The sequence below is a fragment of the Cryomorphaceae bacterium 1068 genome (assembly GCA_027214385.1).
Classification (GTDB): domain Bacteria; phylum Bacteroidota; class Bacteroidia; order Flavobacteriales_D; family Cryomorphaceae; genus JAKVAV01.
The window spans coordinates 65525-89539 of sequence record JAPVXR010000012.1 but is presented as its reverse complement, the minus strand read 5'-3'; the positions used below and the strand labels follow the sequence as shown (position 1 = coordinate 89539).

Genomic DNA, 24015 nt, shown 5'->3' with positions numbered 1-24015 from the left:
GAGTTTAGTTGATGAGAGGCCAAAAACCTCGAAAGCGCTTATCTTTCGAGAATTAGAATAGTTTTGTAAAAAATAACATTGGCTGATGGATATGACTCACCCCCATCAGATATTGAGCAAAGGCTAATCAAACCAACCATCAATGACAGGGCCATTATCCGATCATTCTAAAATCGAGCTCTTCAACGAGACATTTAATAAGTCTCTCATCCCCATGTTTTGGTGTAACTCATCAAAATTTGTGATGTTCAATGAAGCATTTCTGGCATTATCCGGGTATGATCGAGATGATCTTCTCAATGTTGGATTTGATGATCTCAGCATGGATCAAAACAATTTCAATACACTAACAGAAATTCACAAAGGTCTTGAGCCAAGGGAAGCGAAAATCGTGACCTGGCACATGCAGAGCAAAGATGGTCAGACCGGTGTTTACGAACTTCGATTGACCAAATTGCCATTTGAAGAAAAGACTGATTATTACTATGGAGTGATGCGATCGATGGGCAAAGGAAATCTTGATGCAGAGATTTTCTCAGACATGATCACGAAGCTTAAAAATTCCCTTGAAGCTTCAAATCAAGCAGTTTGGGAGTGGTATTCATCCATTGAAAAAGTTTCCGTCTATGACGCACATGTCGGTATCTTCGAAAAAGAAATGACAGTGGTTGAGTTCGATCAAGAATATTTCCTTTCGAAAGTACACCCTACCGACCGCCAACGAGTTAAGCTCAATTGGCTCAATGTACTGGAAAGCCAAAACGACGATTACTCCATCGAGTATAGAGTTCTCAATAATCATAACGAGTACATCTGGGTGCACTCAGATGGTAAGGTGATGGAGCGCGACTCCAAAAGAAGTCCACTCAGAATATCGGGAATAATTCGCAACATCGATGAGCAAAAGAAGAAAGAACAGATCATCATGGAACAAACGCAAAAATTAATTGACTATGCGTTTATGAATTCACATTTATTGAGAGGCCCTGCCTCTTCCGTTATCGGCTTAGTAGACTTGCTTTCTGAGGAATACAGTGCCGACAATCTTAAACATTTAAAAGAAACGGCTATTAAGCTGGATGAGAGAATCCACGAGATTAATAATATGATAGAATCTACTGAAGAGGAAAGTGGAATCATAAGCGCACATATTCAAAAGGTTAGCCTTATTTGCAAGGATAGCTTGCAGAGTATGATCCTCAAAAACACAGTAGAGGACATTGCACTCGAAATGAATTTTGATCTGAATAAAGATCTTGATGAATATCTCTCTACCAATGAAGATACGGGTATAGCGGAAGTCGTCATTCTCGACGAAGATTCTTGCGACGACCTCTGGTCTTTTTTAACTGATTTTGAGGCCGCTCACCCGCATACTCCGGTTTATATTTTGGCTTCACGATTTGATATCAGCCTCATAGACCGTCTCAACAGAAATACCTGTGTACATGGTATCATTCTAAAATCTGATGACCATCACGGGCTCTTTGAATTTCTTAAAACTCTGAACGCGTAGTAAAAATGAATAAGATCAGCGCCATTGCTCTTTCAATTTTCATTGCCCTGACGGCCTGTGAAGAAATAGCCGTCCAGCAAACAGAGCCTGCGAGAAAAGACTCTACAGAAATAAAATCGCAAGATTACCTCATCCACTCTACGCTCTACGCCCAAAGCGCTGCAGAGTATAAAGCCCTCTGCTACCAAGCTTATGAGCTTGCAGGAATTCAGCTCGAGAGGGCTTTGGCCAAAGGGGTTAAAAAGCCGACTGTCATTCTCGATTTGGATGAAACGGTTTTGGACAATAGTCCATACACAGCTTGGCAAATAGTAACCAACAACCCCTACTCGCCTGATACTTGGGCAAAATGGGTGGAAGATGCCAGTGCGGAAGCTGTGCCCGGGTCAATCGAATTTTTAACGTGGGCGCATAGCCACGGAGTTGAGCTTTACTATATCAGCAACCGTAGCACCGATGGTTTGAAAGCGACCATTAAAAATCTCCAAAGTCTCGGAGTACCTCAAGCCGATTCAAGTCATATTTTTCTAAAAACGAATACCTCAGATAAATCTGAAAGAAGGGCGAAAGTGAAAGCAGGATCGGCAGACATCATCCTCTACATTGGAGATAATTTGGGTGACTACTCAGAGGTATGGGACAAACCTGCCAATGTCAAAGAACGACTAAATAATGTGCAAGTCCACCGAGACGAAATGGGAGTGAATTTCATCGTTTTGCCAAATTCTCTTTACGGCACCTGGGAAGGGGCTGTTTACAATTACGATCGTTCGTTTAACAACACGGAGCGAGATTCCTTAAGGAGAATCTATTTAGACCCATGGGGAGCTGATGCTCTTTAAGCCTTAAAGTCCTTCATAAAATCGGTTGAATACCAACCCCGTCAGAATTGCTAAGCCAAAACTGAGAAGTGTCCCGATGAGGATATACTCGGTTAGTTTTCGGTCCTTAGCCCGAGACAGATCGCCAAACCGAAAAACGGATTTTGCAGTGATTAAAAATCCGATGGCTGACCATTGATTTAGTATCACAAAAACGAATATAAAGAGTCGCTCTAAAATGCCAATGTACTTTCCTGCTGCAGGAAGCGACTGATTTTCTTTGTCCTCGGCAACTACCCATCGACTCATCAACACCTGTATAAGTATTGATCCCACGGAAGTGAGAACAATTAGACACAACAATAGAAGAAGAGCTCCCTCAGAAAACAGTTCTTGTGAAATTGAAAAATCAGGAAAATAATAGAATGTCAGGGCCAAAATCACCCCGATATGAGCGAGTTGATCAGACACAAACAGCCTACGGATATTCACCTTTTTATTTAGGTTTATTTTAATCAAATCGATAACGAGATGACTGATCGGGACAACCACAAAGACAGGCCAATAACTGAAGTCAAAACGAAATACGACTAATAGGGCGGCCAGGTGAATCAGTATATGGAAGTATAGATACTTGGATTTATGCCGCCGTTTTAGCTTATGCTCTACCCACCCCTTTGGCTGAAAAACAAAATCTCCCAAGACATGGGCCAAAAGCATTTTTATAAAGAGGAGAGTCATAGCCTATCGATTCGTTTGGAATAATATTGATGCACTTTCATCATCTCACCATATCCTCCGCGCGACATGGCTTCACTCACACTACTTTGAGATTTATTCAAAAGCTTCGCGAGTTCTTTTTGCGGCTTGTCGGGGTTCTCGATGGATGCATTGACTATTGTCGCCACCGCCGAGCTCCAATTATCTGCGATGAGCAGAGCCAGTTGCAACATAAGGTTGATGGTTTCATCAATGTCTTCGTTCTCTGTGCGAATGGCAAGGGTTTGTTTTTTCAATTCCTCGAAGCTTTCTCCCGATCGTACGTAGGCCGAACCATTGGATTCTGAAATGCGCGCTGCCTTGTGGGTGGCCTCACCAATGCCAATGGCCATCCTGACATCTCTGCTACCCGTTTGCTTGATACACGCCTTGATATGAAAGGCTGTGAGCAAGGCATTTTTGGGTTCAACCTCCAACTGAAAACTGTCTCCTCTGAAAATCTCCCATCGTTCGGGACTTTTCCCATAGCGATTCAGAACCTTCTTAAGGAGCGACAGCCATTGAGTCGAATCGTCTTCGGTGGAGTTTATAATATCTCCTGTGATGATTGCAATCATATCACGAATATATCGGCTTCTCAGCAGATAATCTAATTTATCGGCTCTAAAGCCGATAATACCAAATATCGGTTCTAGAGGCGATATTTCATGTTATCGGTTCTCAGACCGATACTCCTGTTTGTCATTTGAAATGATACAGTTGGCCTGCAATGACGAAATCTATGCATCATTCTTGGCAATAATCCAGACGGCATGCACAATGCCCGGTACAAAGCCCAGAATGGTCAAAAGCACATTAATCCAGAAATGCTTACCCAATCCTACCGTGAGAAATACTCCCAGTGGTGGCAAAATGATGGCGAAAATGATTCTTACAATACTCATGAACATAGTTTAATACGGTTGATATCGGATTTAATCTGATTCTGATTTCCCACCTTTCCGTGTGAGAAAATAGAGCCCCAAAATGAAACCAACTGAAGAGAGCACAAAGTAAAAAGAAGTCGATTGCCAAATACTCAGATTATCCGTAGCATAAGTCGCCGCGCTATCGCGAAGTATCATGGCTCGGATGAGAAAAGCAGCACTCAGGGCCCATGGAATGATGTAAAACTTCGCTCTATTCGATTTCTCAGACATGAGAACAAATATATACATGTATACAGGTGCAGAGAATCATGTGGTTGAACGAAAACAGAAATTCCTAACAAAGGTCGTTGATAACTGCAGCCTAAAACCTATCGCACAACTTCCTTCCAAGTTTAACTTCGGGGAAATTCAGAGTAGTTATGGACCTGCATTTACTAGCCGACAATCTCACCAATCCGGCACTACTATTTTTCTTCTTAGGCATTATAGCCGTTCAGCTGAAAAGCGATTTAGCGATACCTCCCAACTCTTCGAAGTTTATCTCGATGTACCTCATCCTATCCATCGGCTTCAAAGGTGGACAAGAACTTTCACACAGCCACTTTGACACGGAAATAGCTTATTCACTCCTTTTTGGAATTCTCTTGGCTCTGGTCGTACCGATTTACGCGTATTTCATTCTCCGCCGCAAGTTCAATGTGTGGAACTCAGGCGCTATTGCCGCCGCCTATGGATCTGTGAGTGCGGTGACATTTGTGACGGCTATCTCTTTTTTGGAGTTGGAAAAAATACCATTTGACGGACATATGGTAGCCGTAATGGCACTAATGGAGGCTCCTTCGATTATTATCGGTGTACTGCTCATTAGCCTGTTTAATAAAGACAATACCGATAAGCCACCACTGGGAAAGGTATTAAAACACTCAGTCACCAATGGAAGTGTATTACTCATCATCGGAAGTTTGGTGATAGGCTATCTGGCCAGTGATGCCCAAGCCGAAGGAATCAAGCCATTTACTACCGATATTTTCAAAGGGTTCTTGGCGGTATTCCTACTGGATATGGGAATTACCAGCGGAAAGGAGCTTTCCTCTTTTATGAAAAAAGGTTGGTTTGCGCTGATATTTGCCATTGTTATACCTGTGATCAATGGATGTGCAGTAGCCGTATTCAGCGGTACTTTTACCGAAAGTTTGGGAAACAGATTACTCTTCGCGATTTTGGCGGCGAGTGCTTCTTATATCGCCGTACCTGCAGCCATGCGCCTGGCTGCGCCTAAGGCTAACCCAAGCTTGTACTTACCAATGGCTCTGGCCATTACTTTCCCATTTAACATCACTTTGGGAATGCCGCTTTATCTATACATCGCTCAGAGTACATAAGGTCGACACTTCGCATTTTTTTTGGAATGAGGTTATTCGTCTTTTGGCAAATTGTGATGCACCACATTTCTGTACGGATAAGGAATCTCCACTCCTTCGGCGTCAAAACGCTCCTTGACGCTCTCGTATAAGTCGCAGCCCAATTGAAAAGCGGCACCGTTATCGGCCGTCCAAACCCAAGCGCGGATATTTATGGAGAAATCGCCCCAATTCAATACACGTACACGAACGGCATCAACACCTTCTTCCTTTTCTTCAGGAGTGCGGTTGTCGATAAAAAAGGGATGCTTCATCGCCTCTTCCTGGATGATCTTTTTGGCCAATTTATAATCTGCTCCATAGCCAATCCCCATATCAATCCACTTACAAATGAGTGCCTCTTCATAATCGGCATTCACCAAAACTTCATTTCCAATAATGGAATTAGGTATGATGACTCGTCGGTTTTCAAAATTACGGATGACAGTGTGTCGAAGTGAAATATCCTCAACCACGCCCGATATATTACTCTGAATAGTAATTCGATCGTTTACCCGAAAAGGCTTAAACATAATGAGGAAAATACCGCTTACCATATTGCTCAAAGCCTGTTGCGAAGCAAAACCTACTGCTACTGCCAAAATTCCTGCACCTGCCAAAAGCGAACTGGCAAGTGTCCTTAAACTAGGTATGGAATAAATCGCTGCACTCACTCCGACGACATATATAAGGGCCACAATAGCATGCCGTAAAAATTTATAATTGGTGGGGTCATTGTGCATATCATCTGTCCTTCGACGGATAAAGCTGTTGAAAACCTTTACGAACAGCATATTCACCACTATCGTGAGGATGAGTATACCCACAGCCACGATCATCCTTGCGTAGCTATTGGCAAACCAAACCACCTTGAGGTACTCCATAAAATCTTTAAGATGCTCCATGGGACGAAAGTCTGCAATTTTTGGAAAGCAACACAAACTGATGTAGAAAAATATTGGTCAAAGAATCAACCAATTCCATTCTTCTCAGTTAAGGCAAATCAATGCTCTCTACCTGCTTGTGAGAGAAACTGAGAAGGAGTGAATCACCACTTAAAGCAGATCGAAAAGATGATGATGAAAGACTTTGCTCAGAATCTATTCCGAAAGTTCTTCAAGATTGTCTTCGCTTCCATCTCCCAGAAAAATAGCCAGTGGCTCCCAGCCTTCCACCTCCTTAGCAATAAGCTTGAGAATGCCCAGAAAGGGAACGAATAGAATCATACCCGCAGGACCCCAGATAAGGGCTCCCGCAAAAATAGCCACTATGCTGACCAAAGTATTGACCTTCAGCTTTACGCTCACCGCCAGAGGAAAAATGAAATTGGCCTCCAAGTACTGAACTATGGTGAATATGGCAGCTACACCGATGGGATACCATATACTGTCGAAAGTCACCCATGACACGGCCATTGGCAAGAGCGCGCCGACCACTATTCCGAAATAGGGAATGAAAGTGAGTAAGGAGGCAATCACACCAAAAAGAATTGGGTGGGGAACACCAAGAATGGCTAGTCCGAAACTATTCAAAATACCCACAATGAGATAAACCAAAAGCATTCCTTTTACGAAATCGAAATACTTCTGAATGGAGCCTTTCACCAGCCGAAGTACTTTTTGTCGATGTTGCTCACCGGTGGCAGCTACCAGAGACTTGATCCATAAACCTCTGTAGTAAAGGATTAAAGCGGTATAAAATGGAATAAGTACCAGCATCACCAATCCTGTAGCAGAAACAAAAAGAAGATTTTGCAAAAAAGCGAAAAGACGATTGGTGTTTTCAAATAGCAGAGACTGCAAATAGCCCAGCTGCTCGTCTGCAGGAACGGCATATTGTTCGACTGCAATTTCGTTTACTCGATTGATAGCTGCCTGCAACTTGGCATTGATCATAGGCCATTGATCAAGGAATTCACTAAACTGCCAGATCAATAGAAGCACCAATCCTCCGAAGAGTATAAAAACCAGCAACTCGCCAATTAGGATAGAGCCGACTCTACCAAGGCCAAATCGTTCTAACCTCAGGCAAATTGGATATATCACAAAAGCGATGAGAACCGAAAATGCCAATGGTACTAAAACAGACCTCCCGAAAAACATTAACGCCAGAATGATCGTGACGGCAAAAAGTATGTTGATTGGGCGTGATTTGGCAGGCATGGAAGCAAGATTTTGAATTAAAACTGCACAGCAATTTTACCACTCCATAAAGATAGTCGAATCAAAGTCCTCTGCCAACAAAGACTGATGTAAGTGAATCAATTAAGGAACTAAAACAAGGCTTATCGTGTTGGTTCGCTCCATGGCTTCAAAGAATTCTTTGACTTTGGCATATTCATCCTTGGCGTATAATCCTGACGGAAAAGAGAACCTTCGAATGAGCATGACCCCATCTTTTTGATCACTCTCTACTGCTGTTAATTCAAGCTCACCGAACTCCGTGTGTATGGATTGGTTTTCAATGGGGCCGTTCAGATGCAAGTGCTCAGGAAAAAGAACTTGAATGGTATCTATGGATGAGTATCCCCTGCGAAAGTAGATATCATTTTCTCGGGCATCATCTTCAAAAACAGGAAAACGATCTTTGAAAAGAAAAGGTTTGACCAGCATTTTACTCCCCATTCGCTTCGCAAACAACCGATCCTTCACTTGAGCATTGACATTCATAATGGGCTGGTCTTGTGGAAACAGATCAACTTCAATTTCCTCCACATCAAATGACTTCATAATGGAAGCTAACTCCATTGCTCGCTCATTTTTAAATCCGGCCATTTCTTTTCTATAAAAGGGAGAACGATCAATAGCCAAATTTCTATAAGTACCTTCAAAGTTCACCATTGCCGAACCATTTGCGGAGATATCGATTAGTACATTTCTTTCTTGTGAATTATCCATCTCTGAATAATTAGGAGTTCTCACAAGCTTTCCGCCTGTAGGTGTCATCAACATCACGTAGCGGTCATCGGTGAAATCAGACAAATAATTAAATGGTGACCTGTTGCTCGTGCATTCAGTCCAAAGGGTATCACCATCCAAGGGAATGCAAAGAATCACATGATTAAATGAGTTGGTGGGACGATCCGGATAGATTTTAACCGGGTTGCTACCTGCATAAGCCAGTGCAGGAAAAGATTCAACATCGGCATAAGCCAGAACCGAATGCATAAAATTGGTGAGTGCTTTGCAGTCGCCGTAGCCTTTCTTAAAGGTATCATTGGCTTCCATGGTCTGAAATCCACCCATACCATAAGTAATAGCCACATACCTCATATTCTTCTGGATATAGCGATAAGCCACTCTTGCCCGTTCTTTAGGAGACAAGTGTTCATAGCCACTTGGATAAACAGCATCGAATGCACTGCGAGAAAGCTGATTGCGATCCGCCCACAAATCATTCATCCAGAGCCCGAAAGTACTCCACGATTCAAAAGACCCCTTGTAACCGTTGAAATTGAACGTGTTAAAAATTAATTGAACCCTGCCTTTTTCGTTGAGAGGTGAGTAGGGCTCATAGACCAAGCTTCTCGCGGAGTCAGCACGAAACGAATGAATCACAATTCCATCATCCAATACTTGGCTATGAATGACTTCCGTACTGTCGAAAAACATACTGACTTCCATTTCCTCAGGCAAAGAAAAAGTGAGATCCCGATCTACCGTTATCGTGTAGTCAGACATGGCTGCCGACCAAGAGTAATCGAAGATATAGTCTCTTTCAAAGGTGTAGGTGTATTCTATGGTATATGGATATCTCGATAGCGAAGCGTCCAGATAGAAAATCCTCAATTCATCATAACTGCTTAACTGCTCCAGACCCATTTGTTCTGAAAAATCCTTTTTATGGAAGGTGCGTACCAACTGACCTGTTGAATTGAATACATTGACATCGTATAGACGCATTTCTCTAAAATCGTCTTCATAAAATGCAAGTTGAGCATGTTCATTTCCTTTTTCGGAAATAATCCGGATTCTTCGATGGACGCTTTCTCGAATTTTCTTCTCCGACCGAACCTCAAGGGTTGTATTCGATTTTTCAATAATCGCATTGATACTAATTGCTTGCGTATTCAGACCAGTCATTAAGGCAGCGAGGAGAATGGTAAAACGCATCACTTTTTCTGGATTTCTATAAATGATGTTTGAGCTCCTACAACATGGTCATAGAATGTTCGAAGGGAGGTGTACTTATCCAAGGAGTATTGATCCTCATTCATTTTTACAGTGCTTCTCACCACCAAGCTTCCAAAATTGTATGACGCGGCAAAACTCAATTCTGCTTCTTCACCGGGTAGGATGAGATTCTTAGAATCCGGTACAATCACATCGTATTTTTCAGCGTCAAGTCGCAGCAAACAGGTGTAGGACTCTTGCCATCTGTCCGGATACACAACGGGGTATTTTCGATTCTTTTTGTCAAATGGATTATCTGTGATAGGCTCTACGACAACAGCAGGAAAAACATAAGAACCTCCAAACGTCTCCAAAGAAATTGAGATTTTAAAATTGATTTCCAGCTTGTCAACATACTCGTTTACATTGCTATCCACATACTCTAAAGTCACGCCTTCTGAAAGTTTAAAATAATTTCCCAGATCAGATACCTCGGTATCAGACAATTTGTGCCTTACTCTATCTGCATAAATTCCCGAAAGGGTTACTCTCATTTCTCCATTTACAGATGTTTCGTCCACCTCCGAGAGCTCAACAGAGCATCTTTGATTTGATGGGAGCCTGCTCTTGAGAGGAAACCATCTAGGGGATTTCGGTTTTGCCGAAAGTCCTTCACCATTGTATGACATTTCGCCAATCTCTCCGGGAGTGAGGGTTATATCAGAAGCATCTAGCAAAGTATATGAATCGTCCACATAGGCAATGGCCATAATTGAGTAAAACTGAGTGAAAATGGGAAATTCTGACAATACCTTTTTGCGGTTTCGCTTGGCATATAGAAAGGGATAAGCTTCGATGCCATTCTTGCGTAATGCACTTACCAAAATCATGTTGATCTCATTGGCCGAAGCGGTTCCTGAAAGAACGACTTCTTTAGGGCGACGGTCCATCGTAATCCGGCCCTCTTCTCCCGAAGAGCGCAAACCAGAACGAACTTGATCGTATATATCTTTAATTTTTTCATTTTCGGAAAGGTCATCACTTTCGACTTTAAAATATCCACCTAAATCTTCTGCATCAAGGTAAAATTGGTTCTTACCGTTTTTATAAAACTCATCTACCGAGTCGAGCCAATTATTGTAAAAGAACGTCCGTTCCCCCGTCCGTTCATTATCGAAGTAATGCAATTCGGTCAAAATAGTGGCCCTGTAATTTTCGGGAGAATCAATAAAAGGCTCTGACCTTAATGCAGGTATATTCTTCGCTGAAAAGAGATAGTTCACTTGATCATAATCAAAACTAGCGGCTACGCCAGCACCACGCAGAACCCTTTTAGTAAAAGTCTTTGACTGATCCAATGGGTGATGACCCAACTTGAGGATTTTATAGCCAAAATTGCCCGGATATGAAACTTGATACTGACTGTAGACCACAGGTTCTTCAAGCTGGAAATCCCAATCATCCATACGAAATACGAAGGGATCATAAACCACATATTCGAGCTCGATTATACTGCCAACTTTCACATTTCTAAATGTGATCCGAGCGATTTTATACTCATCGTTGTATTCATGTAACTGCCAATCTGAATTTTTAAGCTTCTCCGTTTCCACCTGCCCGTTTGCCAAGTTATAAACCTTTCCATGCACACCCGAAATGGTTTGGGCATCATTTTCACCGATGTAAAGAAAAATGGCTCGGTCAGCCATATTTAGTCCTTTCTCATTTAATACCAAGATGCGAAACTTTCTTACCAATGTTAACTCAGGCTTCCCTCTCGGGTCGTATTCTAACTTTGAACGACCCGTATTGTAGAGGTATATCGCACCATCTTCTTCTTCATATAAAGAATCGGAAACGACGAAGTCCAACTCAGTGACTTTCTCGATTTCAACCGCTTTAAACTCTGAATTTTCAGCCAATTGAGCTTTGAGAAAAAAGGGAATAAAGAACAAAATGCAGACGTGCAAAATGCTAACGTATTGTCGCTTACAAAACAGGAGGTTGTTCATGTTCATAGCCAATCAAAAAGGTGAAGCAAGATTAAGAAAGTCAGAGCTCAAAACAAAAAAAGCCGGTTCTTTCTGAACCGACTTTCATTGATGTGCCCGGAACTGGACTCGAACCAGCATGAGCGTAAGCTCACACGCCCCTCAAGCGTGCGCGTCTACCAATTTCGCCACCCGGGCAAAATTGAGCGGCAAAAGTAGGAAATAATCCGGATTCACAAACTTTTCAACACTTCTCTCAGAATGGAAAATTCTATACCACATTTAGGTTATAAACCGCTCTAAAAGGAAAAATCAGGATTGAAAACTTCGACAGTTTAAAGAATCAAAATATATTTGTCTAAAATTACTTTAAATGCAACACTCACCCAAGGAACAAGGAACTACTGCTCTTTTTAAGAATCCCATTCTTGAGAAGTTAGCTAGGACTCATATCTCCGTGCCTTTAACAATCTACTTTGTAGGGTCGGCTGTTATGTTGTACATCAATTTTTCAAATGGTTACACCGGAGTTTTAGAAGGAATTGGAATCTTCTTCTTCGGACTGATTTTCTGGACATGGTTTGAATATGTTATGCATAAACATATTTTTCACATGCTTCCAACCAATAAGATCAAAGAACGCATCCAATACATGTTTCATGGCGTTCACCACGAATACCCAAGAGACAAAACCAGACTCGCCATGCCTCCCGCGGCAGCAATTATGATACTTACCGTTCTATTCTTTGCATTTCGCTTTACAATTGGAACCTACGTATTCACTTTTCTTCCGGGCTTTATCATGGGGTACGCTCTTTATCTTTTCGTGCACTACTCGATACACGCCTTTAAGCCACCAAAAAATAGCTTGAATGTGCTTTGGATCAACCACAGTATTCACCACTACAAGGATGATACCATCGCCTTTGGTGTATCCACTCCACTTTGGGATGTGATTTACCGCACGATGCCAAAGAAAACTTACAAGAAACGTAAGAAGCCCGTCAATAAACAGACGGCTCAAGCAGCTTAAAAGAAACTAAGAAGTATACTAGTTTCAAGCCGACTCAGAGAGAGAGTCGGCTTTTTTATGGCCGCAACATTTTATCTGCTTTGAAATACCCTTGAAAAATCTTCTCGCCTTCCTTATCGGTATTCCTCCAATAGCTGTCAATCTTATACATTCCGACAGGACAGTTTTCCATCACTACGCTGGGTGATTTGCTGGAAGCAATCCAAGCCCTTCCCGGCCAATACGGAAAGTTGCGGAAGACATAGCTGCCGTTATTCTCAATTTTAATGACGGGAGAAGTCGCACTTCCCTTCTGAACGAAGAAACCATCCACTTCAATTAAGCTTCCGAAATTCCGAAAGCAGAGACCGCCTTCTTCGGGAATATGCTCTAAGTGAAAATTCTCAATGGTAAAATACTTAGCAGTTGTGGCTCCGAGGGCGTCGAAGTACACAGCTCGCTTATTGGGCCAACCTTCAGAAATGCAATTGACCAATCGCACGCCTGAACTCTGAAGTATTTTAAATGAAGTGCCCGTGCAACCCTTGCGATTATAGACCCTGCACGAGCGGACTTCAGTATGATTGCATTGTGAATTGTTTACTCCTGCCCTGTCCCACTCTATCTCTTTGGTGTCAATATTTCTTCCCGTCCGCAACACTATTCCGTCGTGGAAATTATTCGTAACCAGAATATTCTCAACGATGCACATCAGGCAGAAGACCAAATCAACAGCGGCATTTTTCTGCCCCACAAATTCGATGTTTTGGATAACCGTGTTGAACGATGATCCGAGCATAACGCCCTTCTCTCCTCCAGAAATCGACGAGAAGTCTTTGATCAAATAGCGCGTATGATTGTAAAGCATTGCTTCATCTTTTGAGCTGGGCATGGAGTAAAACCCCATACTTGTAAGCTTCAGATCGGATCCATTTCCATTAATGATGACCAGTCCACCCGTGCGTGGAAGATGTAGTGTATCCCAAGCGATGTACTCACCCGGTTCGAAGTTGATCGTCCTCACGTCAGAGGAAAGATTTTTAAAAATCTCCGAAACGTTATCGCCTTGGCCTATGGTCACTTCAGAATGCGAACTCGACGCTGTTTTTTCATGAACAGGAACAGTCGTTTGTACAGATTCCACATCTTTGTGAACATTAGTCGGAGCACAAGCCAAAAGACAAATGGCCGAGCTCAATCCAAATAGAAATACCATTCGATTCATGAGAGATTTTTTCAAGGGATTAAAGGTAGTGGAATTGGCCAGCGTTCTGGCAGGCCCTGCTGTGGGCACCTTCTTTGCCGAGCTTGGCGCCGAGGTCACTAAAGTAGAAAATAAACGCACGAAAGGGGATGTGACACGCGGGTGGCGCGTGACGGGAGAATCGGAAAGCGGTACTTCGGCCTATTACGCCTCAGTGAATTATGGGAAGAATGTTCTCATGGCCGACCTCACTGACAAACAAGATATAGCCGAAATATCGAATCTAGTCAAAGAAGCAGACCTCATCATTTCCAACTTCCAGCCGCGAGTAGCAAAGAAGTTTAAGCTCGACTACCAAACCGTTCAAAATGAAAATCCAAAAGTGATTTTCCTCGACCTGAAAGGGTATGAGAATCAAGAAAGGCCCGCCTACGATGTGGTGCTCCAGGCTGAAACCGGATGGATATCTATGACGGGTACAGACTCTGATAATCCTGCTAAACTTCCGGTGGCACTGATCGATGTACTCGCGGGACACCAACTAAAGGAAGCGGCACTTTTGGCCTTGCTTCATCGAGAACGAACAGGGGAAGGCTCTTATACGATTTGCTCTCTGGAAGCCGCTTCTCTTGCGGCATTGGCTAATCAAGCCTCCAATTATTTGATGGCGGGGAAAGTGGCTCAACCCATTGGAACGGCACATCCCAACATCGCTCCATATGGCGACTGGTTTGAAACCAAAGACGGAGTACGATTTGTCCTTGCTATCGGAAGCGAGAAACACTTCGGTCAACTGACCAAAGTATTGAATTTAGCCAACATATTTGCTGATACACGCTTCAGGACAAACTCTTCGCGGGTTCAAAATCGTATAAAACTGAATGAAATTTTAAGAGGTGCAATTGCCCAATTTGATTTTTCCGATTTGTCCCAAAAGATGAATGAGGAGGGAATACCATTCGGAGAAATCAAAGGACTTGATTTAGTGCTGGATGGAGAGACTGCGCGTCAATTGACATTGGAAGAAAATCAGGAGGGAACGGCTACGACAAGGCTTTCCGGAATTGCCTTTAAGACTTCCTTTTGATGTTCTCTTTGATTTGTCGATGGATTAATGAGTAAATGGTAGTCACCGTTTTCTCGTCGACTTGCATGGCAAACTTTACGTATCGTCCTTGGTACCTAAAACTCAATTTCTCGCCTCCAAGATTCCACCAACCGTTTTCGTAGGTGTAGACAAATGAGGTCTTCGACAGTTTAACGGGTTTGAAATCATCAATATTCTCCAAAAAGTACGACTTGGTTTTGCCAAAAGTGAAGAAGCTCTTTTTCAAAATGAGTTCATCCGCGTTGACTTCAATCAACTCATTTCCACCCATACGATAGAGCATGGTGCGCCCCGCACGCCAAAGGAAATAGGCCCAAAAGACCAAGAAAGCAAAAAAGGCGACTTGTGTTTCATCGTCTGTGGCTCTTTGCCATTCAAGGAAGACAATCCCTCCGCAGAAAATCCAAGCAGCTACCCATGCCATGAGTAGCGCCTCTTTCCAGCGTTCGATCTTTCCCAATACGATAACTCTGAGCTGCTCCCCCGTCTTTGTGTAACTCACTTTCGGGTCGAGAACTTTTACAGAAGGTTTTGCCATTTCTATGCGATCATTTCCTTTTGCTTTTCCAGTACGCGGTTGTAAAGGTTGGTGTAAAGCGGCAATATTTTGTCGATACTGAAGTCATATGCTCGAGCCTTAGCGTTGCTTTTAAACTCATTTAGAACAGCATCTTCCTTCAGAATCTTAATGGCATTCACAGCCATATCATTCACATCACCCACAGGGCTTAAGTGTCCACTGAGACCCTCCACATTTAGTTCGGGTAGTCCTCCCGTATTGGTCGATATTACGGGGACTCCGCAAGCCATTGCCTCAAGCGCAGCCAACCCAAAGCTCTCCTTCTCAGAAGGGAGAATGAAGAGGTCTGAGATACCAAGTACCTCTTCGGGCTTTTTCAATTTACCAATGATGTGCGTATGCTTGCAAGTACCGAGTTCTCGACAAAGTTGTTCAACTCGATGTCGATCAGGACCATCACCCACCAAAAGTAACTTAGCCGGAACCTCATCAAGTATTTTCTTGAAAACGCGCACTACATCTTCTACCCGTTTTACAGGACGAAAATTCGAGATATGCGTTACAATGCGTTCTCCATTAGGAGCATAATCCTTTCTGAAGTCTTTCTCGGGACGAGGAAGGTAATGTTCCGGACAGATAAAGTTGGGAATCACTTCAACTTCGTTCTTAATGTCGAAGTGCTCGTAAGTATCGTTTTTCAAACTCTCCGAAACTGCCGTTACACCGTTGCTCTTATTAATGGCAAAAGTAATGGCAGGTGCAAAGCTATTGTCACGACCTACCAGTGTGATATCTGTTCCGTGCAAAGTCGTAATAAATGGAATGTGAATGCCTTCTTCAGCCAGAATCTGCTGGGCCATATAGGCTGCGGATGCATGAGGTATCGCGTAGTGTACGTGAAGCAAATCGAGTTTTTCAAACTTCACGACATCCACGAGCTTGCTAGCCAAAACCGTCTCATAAGGCGGGTAGTCAAACAATGGGTATTCAGAAACAATCACCTCGTGGTAGAAGAGATTTTGGGTAAACGAACCAAGCCGAACCGGTTGATTGTAAGAGACGAAATGAACTTGGTGTCCTCTTTGCGCAAGCGCTTTCCCCAATTCCGTCGCCACTACACCGCTACCGCCAAATGTGGGGTAAAGTACTATTCCTATTTTCATATCAAAGTGTCAGATGGTCAAAGATAGAGGTTTCCATTTGACAACTCTCAACGGGGCTTGCTTGTTCACCGTTGCATCACACAACGTGCAGTGCCTATAAATTCACCATCACCGTATAGTGAGATCAAGTAAATTCCCGACTCCAAGCTCAAATTTTACAATTGAACTCTATTACCATTTCCATAAGCCCTTCTTACAGCTTCACTCCCCGAAATACTTCGAATCTTCATTTCCAAATTCTGGTAATCCTTTTCTGTTTCAGCCGTTATCATATCCGTAGCCGGATTTGGGAAAATCTTGAATTGAGCGATTGTAGTATTTCTGACGTTTGAAAGAACGTCTACCTTGAAAATATAAAAATCATCAATTATCCATCCGTCCTTAGACTCTGCTATTGAATCGGAAATGAAATTAAAACGCACGAGAACAGTGTCGATTTCCCAACCTCCTTTGGCCGAACCGATTTCATCTGTTGACAAATACAGAGTACTCCAACCCATCATTGTATTTACCCATCCATCGCTGGAACCTGAAAAACCGGGCTCGCCTGTGTACAATGTATCAGTCTCAGTGTAAAGATTTACAGAGTTATCTGCAGGTGGTATAAAATAGGATGCAACGTCATATTCGAATACATTGTCGAAGTTTACTCCATTATCTACCGAAATTGTGACAAAACCACCATCCCTTAAAGAGTCAGTATCGTATTTATGAGTGAAACCAAAATGTAGCTGCTCAGCTAAAAAATAAGGATGGTCTTCAGAAACAAAAACCACATCAAAGTAAGAATGATTGGAAGTAGGATATGAATTAATCGTATCTGTAATTAGTGCGTTTACCGGCGAATACGCTGAGTCAAGGATGGGTTTAGAAGGCACACCAATTTGCCAAAGATTGGTTGAGGAGGTATCAATTTGAATCTGAAATGTTTCTTCTTCGAAATTGATGGTATCACCAAATTCTTCAATTTCCCAAATACCCTCCCATTCCTGAGAGAATGATGATAAGTGAAAAAATATTGCAGTGCATAATAAAATCTGTCTCATGGTAGAATGGGATTAAAAGTAGGGATGGAAAATAGAAATTTAGAACCCCTTGGCAAATTTAAGAAATGACTACCCCTGTATTCCTGATTGGTATTTAACGAATATTAATAGCCGAAACGCTTCGGTTTCATAGATAACACTTAGCTTCGCGCGCTAAATCCATTTACGAAAAAATCAAAGTAAAACCATGAAGAATCTGCTCAAAATGCTTTGGCTTCTGCCTGTTCTCTTCTTAGTTTCTTGTGTTCAAGAGGGAGGAAATGACGCTGAAAACAGCAAGTACACTTACGAAACGGTAGAAGGTGACCCACTCGGTGCCATGATCTACACGTTGGACAATGGCCTCAAAGTTTACATGTCTGTAAACAAAGACGAGCCACGCGTTGTCACCCAAATTGCGGTTCGCACGGGAAGCAAGCAAGACCCTGCCGACGCTACGGGACTCGCTCACTATTTAGAGCACATGCTTTTCAAGGGTACTTCCGAATACGGAACAAAGGATTGGGATGCCGAACAAGCGCTCATTTCGCAAGTTTCTGATCTCTACGAGGCCCACAGAAACACCTCGGACATGGCTGAAAGAAAAGCGATTTACGCGCAGATTGACAGCATATCAGGTGAAGCGGCAAAATTCGCCATCGCTAATGAATACGACAAAATGATCGGTTCACTGGGTGCTCAAGGAACCAATGCCTATACGTGGTACGAGCAGACTGTTTACATCAACGATGTGCCTGCCAATGAATTGGAAAAATGGGCCAAACTCGAATCCGAAAGGTTTAAAGAATTGGTTCTTCGCCTCTTCCACACAGAGCTGGAAGCAGTATACGAAGAGTACAATAGAACTCAAGATAGCGACTACCGTCAGGCATATTACATGATGATGGGCGAGATGTTCAAAACTCACCAGTACGGCACGCAAACGACTATTGGTACAAGTGAGCATTTGAAGAATCCTTCAATGGAGAAAATTCACGCTTACTTCAAGGAGCGTTACTTGCCAAACAATATGGCGATCGTTCTTTCGGGAGATATCGATCCTGACGAAACGGTTGAGCTTATCGAAAAATACTTCGGCGACTATGAAAAAGGAGTTGTTCCTGCATTCGAAGTAGCTCAAGAAGCTCCGATTGCAGAACCCATCGTGAAAGACATCACCGGTGTTCAGGCCGAGTTTGTGAACATCGGTTACCGCCTGCCGGGAGCCGGAACTCCTGAAGCGATGAAGCTTTCAGTCATGGATGGAATTCTTTCGAACGGCCAAGCCGGTTTGATCGACCTTAATTTGGTACAAAAGCAAAAAGTTCTTCGCGCATACAGTTCTCCTACTATTCTAAAGGACTACAGCATGTTGATGCTTAGCGGGAATCCACGTGATGGTCAGGACTTGAACGAAGTGGCAGAATTGCTTCGCGGCCAAGTAGAGATGATCAAAAACGGAGAATTTGAAGACTGGATGGTGGAAGCCGTGGTAAACGATATGAAGCTAAGAGAGCTTAAGCAGTCTGAAAGCAACTGGAGCCGAGCAGGAAAAATGGTTGACGCCTTTATCTACGGCGAAGAGTGGGATGCCGTGGTTGGTCAATACGACAATATGGCCAAGCTCACCAAAGAAGATATCGTGGCTTTTGCCAATGAATGGTTTGGCGAAAACTACGTGCAAGTAAACAAACGTTTAGGAGAGAACAATGCCACTAAAGTTGAGAAGCCTCAAATCACTCCCGTGGAAATAGATCGTGAAACTCAGTCAGACTTTTACTTGGCATGGGATAGCGTTGAGTCGGGAAGAATTGACCCCGTATTCGTAGATTACGATAAAGCCATCACCAAAGATGCATTTGACAATGGTGTTGAGTTTTACAATATCAAAAACGAAAACAACGACCTTTTCAGCCTTTACTACATTCTCGATATGGGAACGGACAATGATCAACTTTTGCCATTGGCAGTTGAGTACCTCCCCTACTTGGGAACGTCAGACATGACGGCCGAAGAGCTTCGCAAGGAATTGTTCAAACTCGGATTGAGCTTCGACGTTTTCAGCTCACGCGATCGTTCTTACGTGGTTCTTACAGGACTCAATGAGTCTTTGGAAGAAGGCGTTCAGCTTTTCGAGAAAGTATTGGCAAATGTAGAGCCTGACGAGCAAGCGATGAACGATATGATCGAAGGGATGCTCAAAGAGCGCCAGGATGCAATGAAAAGCAAAGGACAGATTCTCTTCAATGCCATGTCGCAATACGCCCAGTACGGATCTGACAATCCGCTTAAGAACATCATGTCTGAGGAAGAGTTGAGAAACATCAAGCCTGAAGAATTGGTGAACCGCTTGAAAGAAATCACTTCTTACAAGCACAAGATGTTCTACTACGGCCCGCAAGACTACAAGGAAGCAATGGCGACCATCAACGAGTATCACAAGGTTCCTGCTGAATTAAAGGATTACCCTGAAGCGAAAGTTTACGAGGAAATTGCCATTGACGACAACAAAGTATACTTCGTGGATTACGACATGGTACAAAGCGAGCTATTGATGACTGCCAAAGGACCTAAGTTTGATGCTGAATTGGCTCCCGAAGTAAACCTCTTCAATCAGTACTTCGGCAGCGGATTGTCATCGATCGTTTTCCAAGAAATTCGCGAATCAAAAGCTTTGGCTTACTCAGCCTACAGCTACTTTACGATGCCTTCTGAAAAAGACGACAGCCACTACGTGCGTGCCTACATTGGTGCTCAGGTAGATAAATTACCGGAGGCTACCAACGCCATGATGACTTTGATGAACGATATGCCACGTGCCGATCTTCAATTCGAGTCAGCTCGCGATGCCGCCATGAAGCAAATCGAAACGAATCGCACCTCGCGTGCCTCTATCTTTTGGAGTTACCTCAGCGCTCAGAAGCGTGGTCTCGACTACGACTTGAACGAAAAAGTATACGAGAACCTTCAGACAATGAGTTTTGAAGATCTCCAAGCTTTCTTTGACAACAACATCAAAGGAAAGCCATACACGTTCAGCGTAATTGGTAACAAAGAATTGGTAAACCAAGAAGTCTTGGAAGAACTAGGTACTCTTGAGGAACTTACTTTGGAAGAACTCTTCGGTTACCCCGAAAAGGACAAGTCAGAAGTCTTGGTAAAGAAATAAAGCCAACCATTTAGAAGAATGAACCCCTTTCGCAGATTGCGGAAGGGGTTTTTTGTTAGAAGCACATTAGTTAATAGAAATCCGAGAAAGGTCATTTCTTTTCATTGAAATGCTGTTCAAGAATGTTATTTTCATAGGATGAAAAACTATCTCTACCTTTCCAGCATACTCGTACTTGTATCCGCGAGCCTTTTTGGGCAAATTGATCAGGGCACATTTCATCGCGGAATGTCTAATTATTACACTGATGTTCTGCTTTACCCCGATTCGAGTTTTATCCTTTCAGAGTCTATTCAAGAAAATGGAGCGCGCAGAGCCGCTCTCACAGCCAAAAGTCCTTTCGGGGTGAATCATTGGGAAATCATCACCGAGGAAGAAATTGAAGTACTTGTTTTTAATGAACTCATTCCCATTGACGATTCCAACTTTGGCGTGTTAGGTTACCGTCAGGATTGCTGTGATTGTTCGGCACCGATCGCGTTTTATCAGGTCAGGTCCTTAGAAGACGGCTCGTTGATTAATGAAGTAAATGAAATCTTACCCGAAGGAGCGCTCAATACTGCATTCACAAATGAAGATTTTGATGTAGCACTCACCTCTTGGGGATTTGTGGCGGCCAACTTTAATGGTGATGCAAAAACAGTTTACAACTTCAACTTACAAGGAGATTTGCTTGGCAGCTATACTTTACCTGCAGGTGGGGACAGAGTAACAGGGTTTATCGGAGACTATGTCATGGAGCAACAAAACAACGTCTACCGATATGATCAGCTGGGTAATGAATTGGATTCAATACTGCTTGAAGATGGAGTTGTTCAATTGGCAGCTAGCGCTAATACTTTGGCTACTCTGGATAACCAATTCCTGCGTTTTTACGATGATGATTTTGAATTGATGAGTTCAATCTCACATAGCGGAGATGAATTTGCCATATTCAGTAGCCCCAACGGTTTTCATTTTTACGAAGACGGTACAATGTACCGAATGAATGAAGTCGGTGAAATTGAGATGAGCACTCCTTTGCAACTTTTACCTGGACTGCAATTCCGCGGATTTTCTGGAAATGATGATTTCTTTATTCTTTCAGGGGAAAAAGGACTTATCGTCCCCAACTTCATATTTCCTGTTTGGCATCTTCATGCAGCCTGGCAGATGCACGGTGTGGAAGGGCCCGCGCCACTGTGGCATGTCGATCTTGGCTTGACAGATATTTCAATAGATGCATTGGAAATTGAAAATCAAATTGGAAACACCCCATTCGAAGCAACTGTGACGGTTACAGTGGAAAACGATGGCACTTTCCCCTCGTCAGAATACCACCTCAATTACGTTCAAAGCGATGGGATCTGTTTTGATTTTTATGGAAAGCAACTTATTGAAACATCGGTTCCAAATCAAGATGAAGTTTCCATTACTCTGGTAAACATTACTGGCGTAGGCCCTCCCTTGCAAGGCGACAGCGTTCAGCTGAATATTTGCATTTTTCTGACAAGCCCTTTAGGTACTGTGGACGTAGTCAATTCGAACGACCTAATTTGTATCAACGAAATATTCTACCTGTCTACCGACGACATTGACCTTAGTCAATACATTAAAATTTACCCTAATCCTGCCCAAAATATTTTGCGCATCGATTCAGAATTGGCCTACTCGGAAATTAGATTGTTCAATTCTCTCGGTCAGATAGTGGAAACCAAGATATTCAATGGCCAAGGACACTTAGACATTTCCCACCTCATACCTGGATTCTATCTTTTAAAAATAGAAACAGAACAAGGGCAAGTGACAAAGAAGATCGTCATTGATTAGTCTACGAAAAATAAGGAGTCCGTATTGGTTGGTTGCAAAATGACGTGGTCAAGATTAATTTGCCACTAGCATAATTACTGACTCCTTTTGAAAATTACTCAGGGCTAATTCTTTTCGCTTCTCAAAATGGCTGTACTTTCGCAGCCCCAATGACCATCGCCGAACATTATCGTCTCAACCTACGAATTGCGCTACCCGTTATGATCGGCCAGCTCGGTCAAATTATGGTCTCCGTAGCCGATAGCATTATGGTAGGTCAGCTCGGCACCTTGCCTTTGGCAGCCGTGGCACTTGGCAATAGCGTCTACATTATTTTTATGGTCTTCGGCATCGGAGTTACATTTGGGATCACGCCGCTCGTAGCACAGGCAGCGGGGAAAAAAAGAACCAACCTTCAAGGCACTTTGCTCCGCCACTCCATGCGGGTCAATTTACTCGTGGGCCTGCTTCTCTTCGGTGGATTGCTTTCGGTCTTGCCCCTGCTCCCATTGCTTAAGCAAGACGAAGGCGTCTTGCCTCTCGCCTTGCCCTACCTTATCATTATCGGCTCTACCATCGTTCCGCTGATGCTCTTTCAAACCTTTAAGCAATTCGCCGAAGGACTCTCCGACACCAAGGAGGCCATGAAGGTGATCATTGTCTGCAATCTGATTAATGTCGCCCTGAACTACGTTCTAATCTACGGGAAATTCGGTTTTCCTGAACTAGGTCTAAATGGTGCTGGCTGGGCCACATTGATCGCTAGAATTCTGATGGTCTTCTGGATGGGTTGGTATGTATTGAAAAGCAAAAAATTCAGAGCCAACGGGCTAAGGCTTGTCGGATTCACTTTTCGAAAAAAGATTGCTAGAAAGCTATTGCAGCTGGGAGTTCCAATGGGTTTGCAGTACATTTTTGAGGTTAGCGCTTTTGCCCTTGCTGCGATATTCGCAGGAATGATCAGCGCTACGGCACTGGCCGCGCACCAAGTGGCTATCAATATCGCGAGTGTGAGCTATATGGCCGTGACTGGGCTTGGGGCGGCCGCCACCGTGCGTATTGGCAACCAGGCAGGCTCAGGCGACTCAGTCAATTTGAGAAGAGCAGGAACGACTATTTTCAAGATGGCCGCGATTGCCATGGTTGTCGCCGGAATCATCATTTTCGTTTTTCGTGATCAATTGGCGGGCTTCTATTCCAACGACCCGTATGTTTTGGCCTTGGCCACCAAAATGTTGATCGTGGCGGTAGTCTTTCAACTTTCCGACGGTATTCAAGCCGTTGCACTTGGCGCCTTGCGGGGCTTGACCGATGTAAAAGTACCCACCTGGATTACTTTTGGAGTATATTGGATACTGGTATTGCCGGTAGCCTATCTCCTCTCTCATCATACGGCTATGGGCGCCATGGGAATTTGGTATGCCTTAGCTGGAGGATTGACCCTGTCCGCTCTTCTTTTATCGTTCCGTTTCAGGACTTTATTGAATCGCTTTGCAGCGAAATTAGAAAAATCACGTCATTAGAGTAACCATTCTGA

The 24015-nt window shown here is 43.2% G+C and carries 20 protein-coding genes and 1 tRNA gene; 8 read left to right on the top strand and 13 right to left on the bottom strand.

The genetic code is table 11. The features are described from left to right. Positions 1-142: 142 nt before the first annotated feature. Positions 143-1516, top strand: a complete 1374-nt coding sequence (locus tag O3Q51_14100) for a PAS domain-containing protein (GenBank protein ID MCZ4409949.1) — start codon at positions 143-145, stop codon at positions 1514-1516. A gap of 5 nt (positions 1517-1521) precedes the next feature. Next, positions 1522-2358, top strand: coding sequence for a 5'-nucleotidase, lipoprotein e(P4) family (locus O3Q51_14095; protein MCZ4409948.1), 837 nt, complete (start codon positions 1522-1524; stop codon positions 2356-2358). A 3-nt stretch (positions 2359-2361) separates the two neighbouring features. Here the strand turns inward: O3Q51_14095 and O3Q51_14090 are convergent, their stop codons facing one another. From O3Q51_14090 to O3Q51_14075, 4 genes are all read right to left on the bottom strand, one after another. After that, a complete protein-coding gene (locus O3Q51_14090; GenBank protein ID MCZ4409947.1) occupies positions 2362-3078 on the bottom strand; it encodes a DUF3307 domain-containing protein in 717 nt (238 codons plus the stop codon). Further along, the gene (locus O3Q51_14085) at positions 3075-3674 is read right to left on the bottom strand and encodes a SatD family protein (GenBank protein ID MCZ4409946.1); all 600 of its coding nucleotides are present in this window, start codon (positions 3672-3674) and stop codon (positions 3075-3077) included. The genes O3Q51_14090 and O3Q51_14085 overlap by 4 nt, the downstream gene beginning before the upstream one ends. Before the next feature lie 162 nt (positions 3675-3836). Next, the gene (locus tag O3Q51_14080) at positions 3837-4001 is read right to left on the bottom strand and encodes a YqaE/Pmp3 family membrane protein (GenBank protein MCZ4409945.1); all 165 of its coding nucleotides are present in this window, start codon (positions 3999-4001) and stop codon (positions 3837-3839) included. A 30-nt stretch (positions 4002-4031) separates the two neighbouring features. Continuing rightward, entirely contained in the window at positions 4032-4256 is a 225-nt protein-coding gene (locus O3Q51_14075; GenBank protein ID MCZ4409944.1) for a hypothetical protein, read from the bottom strand. Positions 4257-4405: 149 nt separating this feature from the next. On the opposite strand from O3Q51_14075, the gene O3Q51_14070 reads away from it, so the two are divergent. Beyond that, positions 4406-5368 carry a sodium-dependent bicarbonate transport family permease gene (locus O3Q51_14070; GenBank protein ID MCZ4409943.1) on the top strand — a complete coding sequence of 321 codons (963 nt, stop codon included), beginning with the start codon at positions 4406-4408 and terminating at the stop codon, positions 5366-5368. 32 nt (positions 5369-5400) lie between these two features. Here the strand turns inward: O3Q51_14070 and O3Q51_14065 are convergent, their stop codons facing one another. The 5 genes from O3Q51_14065 to O3Q51_14045 all read right to left on the bottom strand — a co-directional run bounded on the left by O3Q51_14065 (position 5401) and on the right by O3Q51_14045 (position 11687). Beyond that, the gene (locus O3Q51_14065; GenBank protein MCZ4409942.1) at positions 5401-6291 is read right to left on the bottom strand and encodes a mechanosensitive ion channel family protein; all 891 of its coding nucleotides are present in this window, start codon (positions 6289-6291) and stop codon (positions 5401-5403) included. A gap of 195 nt (positions 6292-6486) precedes the next feature. Next, on the bottom strand, positions 6487-7548 hold the full coding sequence (locus O3Q51_14060; GenBank protein MCZ4409941.1) for an AI-2E family transporter: 1062 nt from the start codon (positions 7546-7548) through the stop codon (positions 6487-6489). A 102-nt stretch (positions 7549-7650) separates the two neighbouring features. Then, positions 7651-9498 carry a DUF3857 domain-containing protein gene (locus tag O3Q51_14055; GenBank protein MCZ4409940.1) on the bottom strand — a complete coding sequence of 616 codons (1848 nt, stop codon included), beginning with the start codon at positions 9496-9498 and terminating at the stop codon, positions 7651-7653. Next, positions 9498-11510 (bottom strand): DUF3857 domain-containing protein, encoded by a 2013-nt coding sequence (locus O3Q51_14050; GenBank protein ID MCZ4409939.1) that lies wholly within the window; start codon positions 11508-11510, stop codon positions 9498-9500. Before O3Q51_14050 ends, O3Q51_14055 begins: the two co-directional genes overlap by 1 nt. A 93-nt stretch (positions 11511-11603) precedes the next feature. Continuing rightward, positions 11604-11687, bottom strand: a tRNA-Leu gene (locus O3Q51_14045). A gap of 175 nt (positions 11688-11862) precedes the next feature. Here O3Q51_14045 and O3Q51_14040 point away from each other — a divergent pair. Further along, positions 11863-12522, top strand: coding sequence for a sterol desaturase family protein (locus tag O3Q51_14040; protein ID MCZ4409938.1), 660 nt, complete (start codon positions 11863-11865; stop codon positions 12520-12522). Positions 12523-12577: 55 nt separating this feature from the next. On the opposite strand, the gene O3Q51_14035 is transcribed toward O3Q51_14040, so the two are convergent. Further along, positions 12578-13726 carry a right-handed parallel beta-helix repeat-containing protein gene (locus tag O3Q51_14035; GenBank protein MCZ4409937.1) on the bottom strand — a complete coding sequence of 383 codons (1149 nt, stop codon included), beginning with the start codon at positions 13724-13726 and terminating at the stop codon, positions 12578-12580. Between O3Q51_14035 and O3Q51_14030 the strand changes: the two genes are divergently transcribed. Next, positions 13725-14792 carry a CoA transferase gene (locus O3Q51_14030; protein ID MCZ4409936.1) on the top strand — a complete coding sequence of 356 codons (1068 nt, stop codon included), beginning with the start codon at positions 13725-13727 and terminating at the stop codon, positions 14790-14792. The genes O3Q51_14035 and O3Q51_14030 overlap by 2 nt on opposite strands. Here the strand turns inward: O3Q51_14030 and O3Q51_14025 are convergent. From O3Q51_14025 to O3Q51_14015, 3 genes are all read right to left on the bottom strand, one after another. Further along, on the bottom strand, positions 14776-15351 hold the full coding sequence (locus O3Q51_14025; GenBank protein ID MCZ4409935.1) for a hypothetical protein: 576 nt from the start codon (positions 15349-15351) through the stop codon (positions 14776-14778). The two genes, O3Q51_14030 and O3Q51_14025, sit on opposite strands and share 17 nt — an antisense overlap. A gap of 2 nt (positions 15352-15353) precedes the next feature. After that, complete coding sequence (gene bshA / locus O3Q51_14020) at positions 15354-16496, bottom strand: N-acetyl-alpha-D-glucosaminyl L-malate synthase BshA (GenBank protein ID MCZ4409934.1); 1143 nt, start codon at positions 16494-16496, stop codon at positions 15354-15356. 155 nt (positions 16497-16651) lie between these two features. After that, the gene (locus O3Q51_14015) at positions 16652-17542 is read right to left on the bottom strand and encodes a hypothetical protein (GenBank protein MCZ4409933.1); all 891 of its coding nucleotides are present in this window, start codon (positions 17540-17542) and stop codon (positions 16652-16654) included. A gap of 187 nt (positions 17543-17729) precedes the next feature. Between O3Q51_14015 and O3Q51_14010 the strand changes: the two genes are divergently transcribed. From O3Q51_14010 to O3Q51_14000, 3 genes are all read left to right on the top strand, one after another. Further along, a complete protein-coding gene (locus tag O3Q51_14010; protein ID MCZ4409932.1) occupies positions 17730-20690 on the top strand; it encodes an insulinase family protein in 2961 nt (986 codons plus the stop codon). A gap of 138 nt (positions 20691-20828) precedes the next feature. After that, complete coding sequence (locus tag O3Q51_14005) at positions 20829-22499, top strand: T9SS type A sorting domain-containing protein (protein MCZ4409931.1); 1671 nt, start codon at positions 20829-20831, stop codon at positions 22497-22499. Positions 22500-22699: 200 nt separating this feature from the next. Further along, the gene (locus tag O3Q51_14000; GenBank protein ID MCZ4409930.1) at positions 22700-24001 is read left to right on the top strand and encodes an MATE family efflux transporter; all 1302 of its coding nucleotides are present in this window, start codon (positions 22700-22702) and stop codon (positions 23999-24001) included. Positions 24002-24015 lie beyond the last annotated feature (14 nt).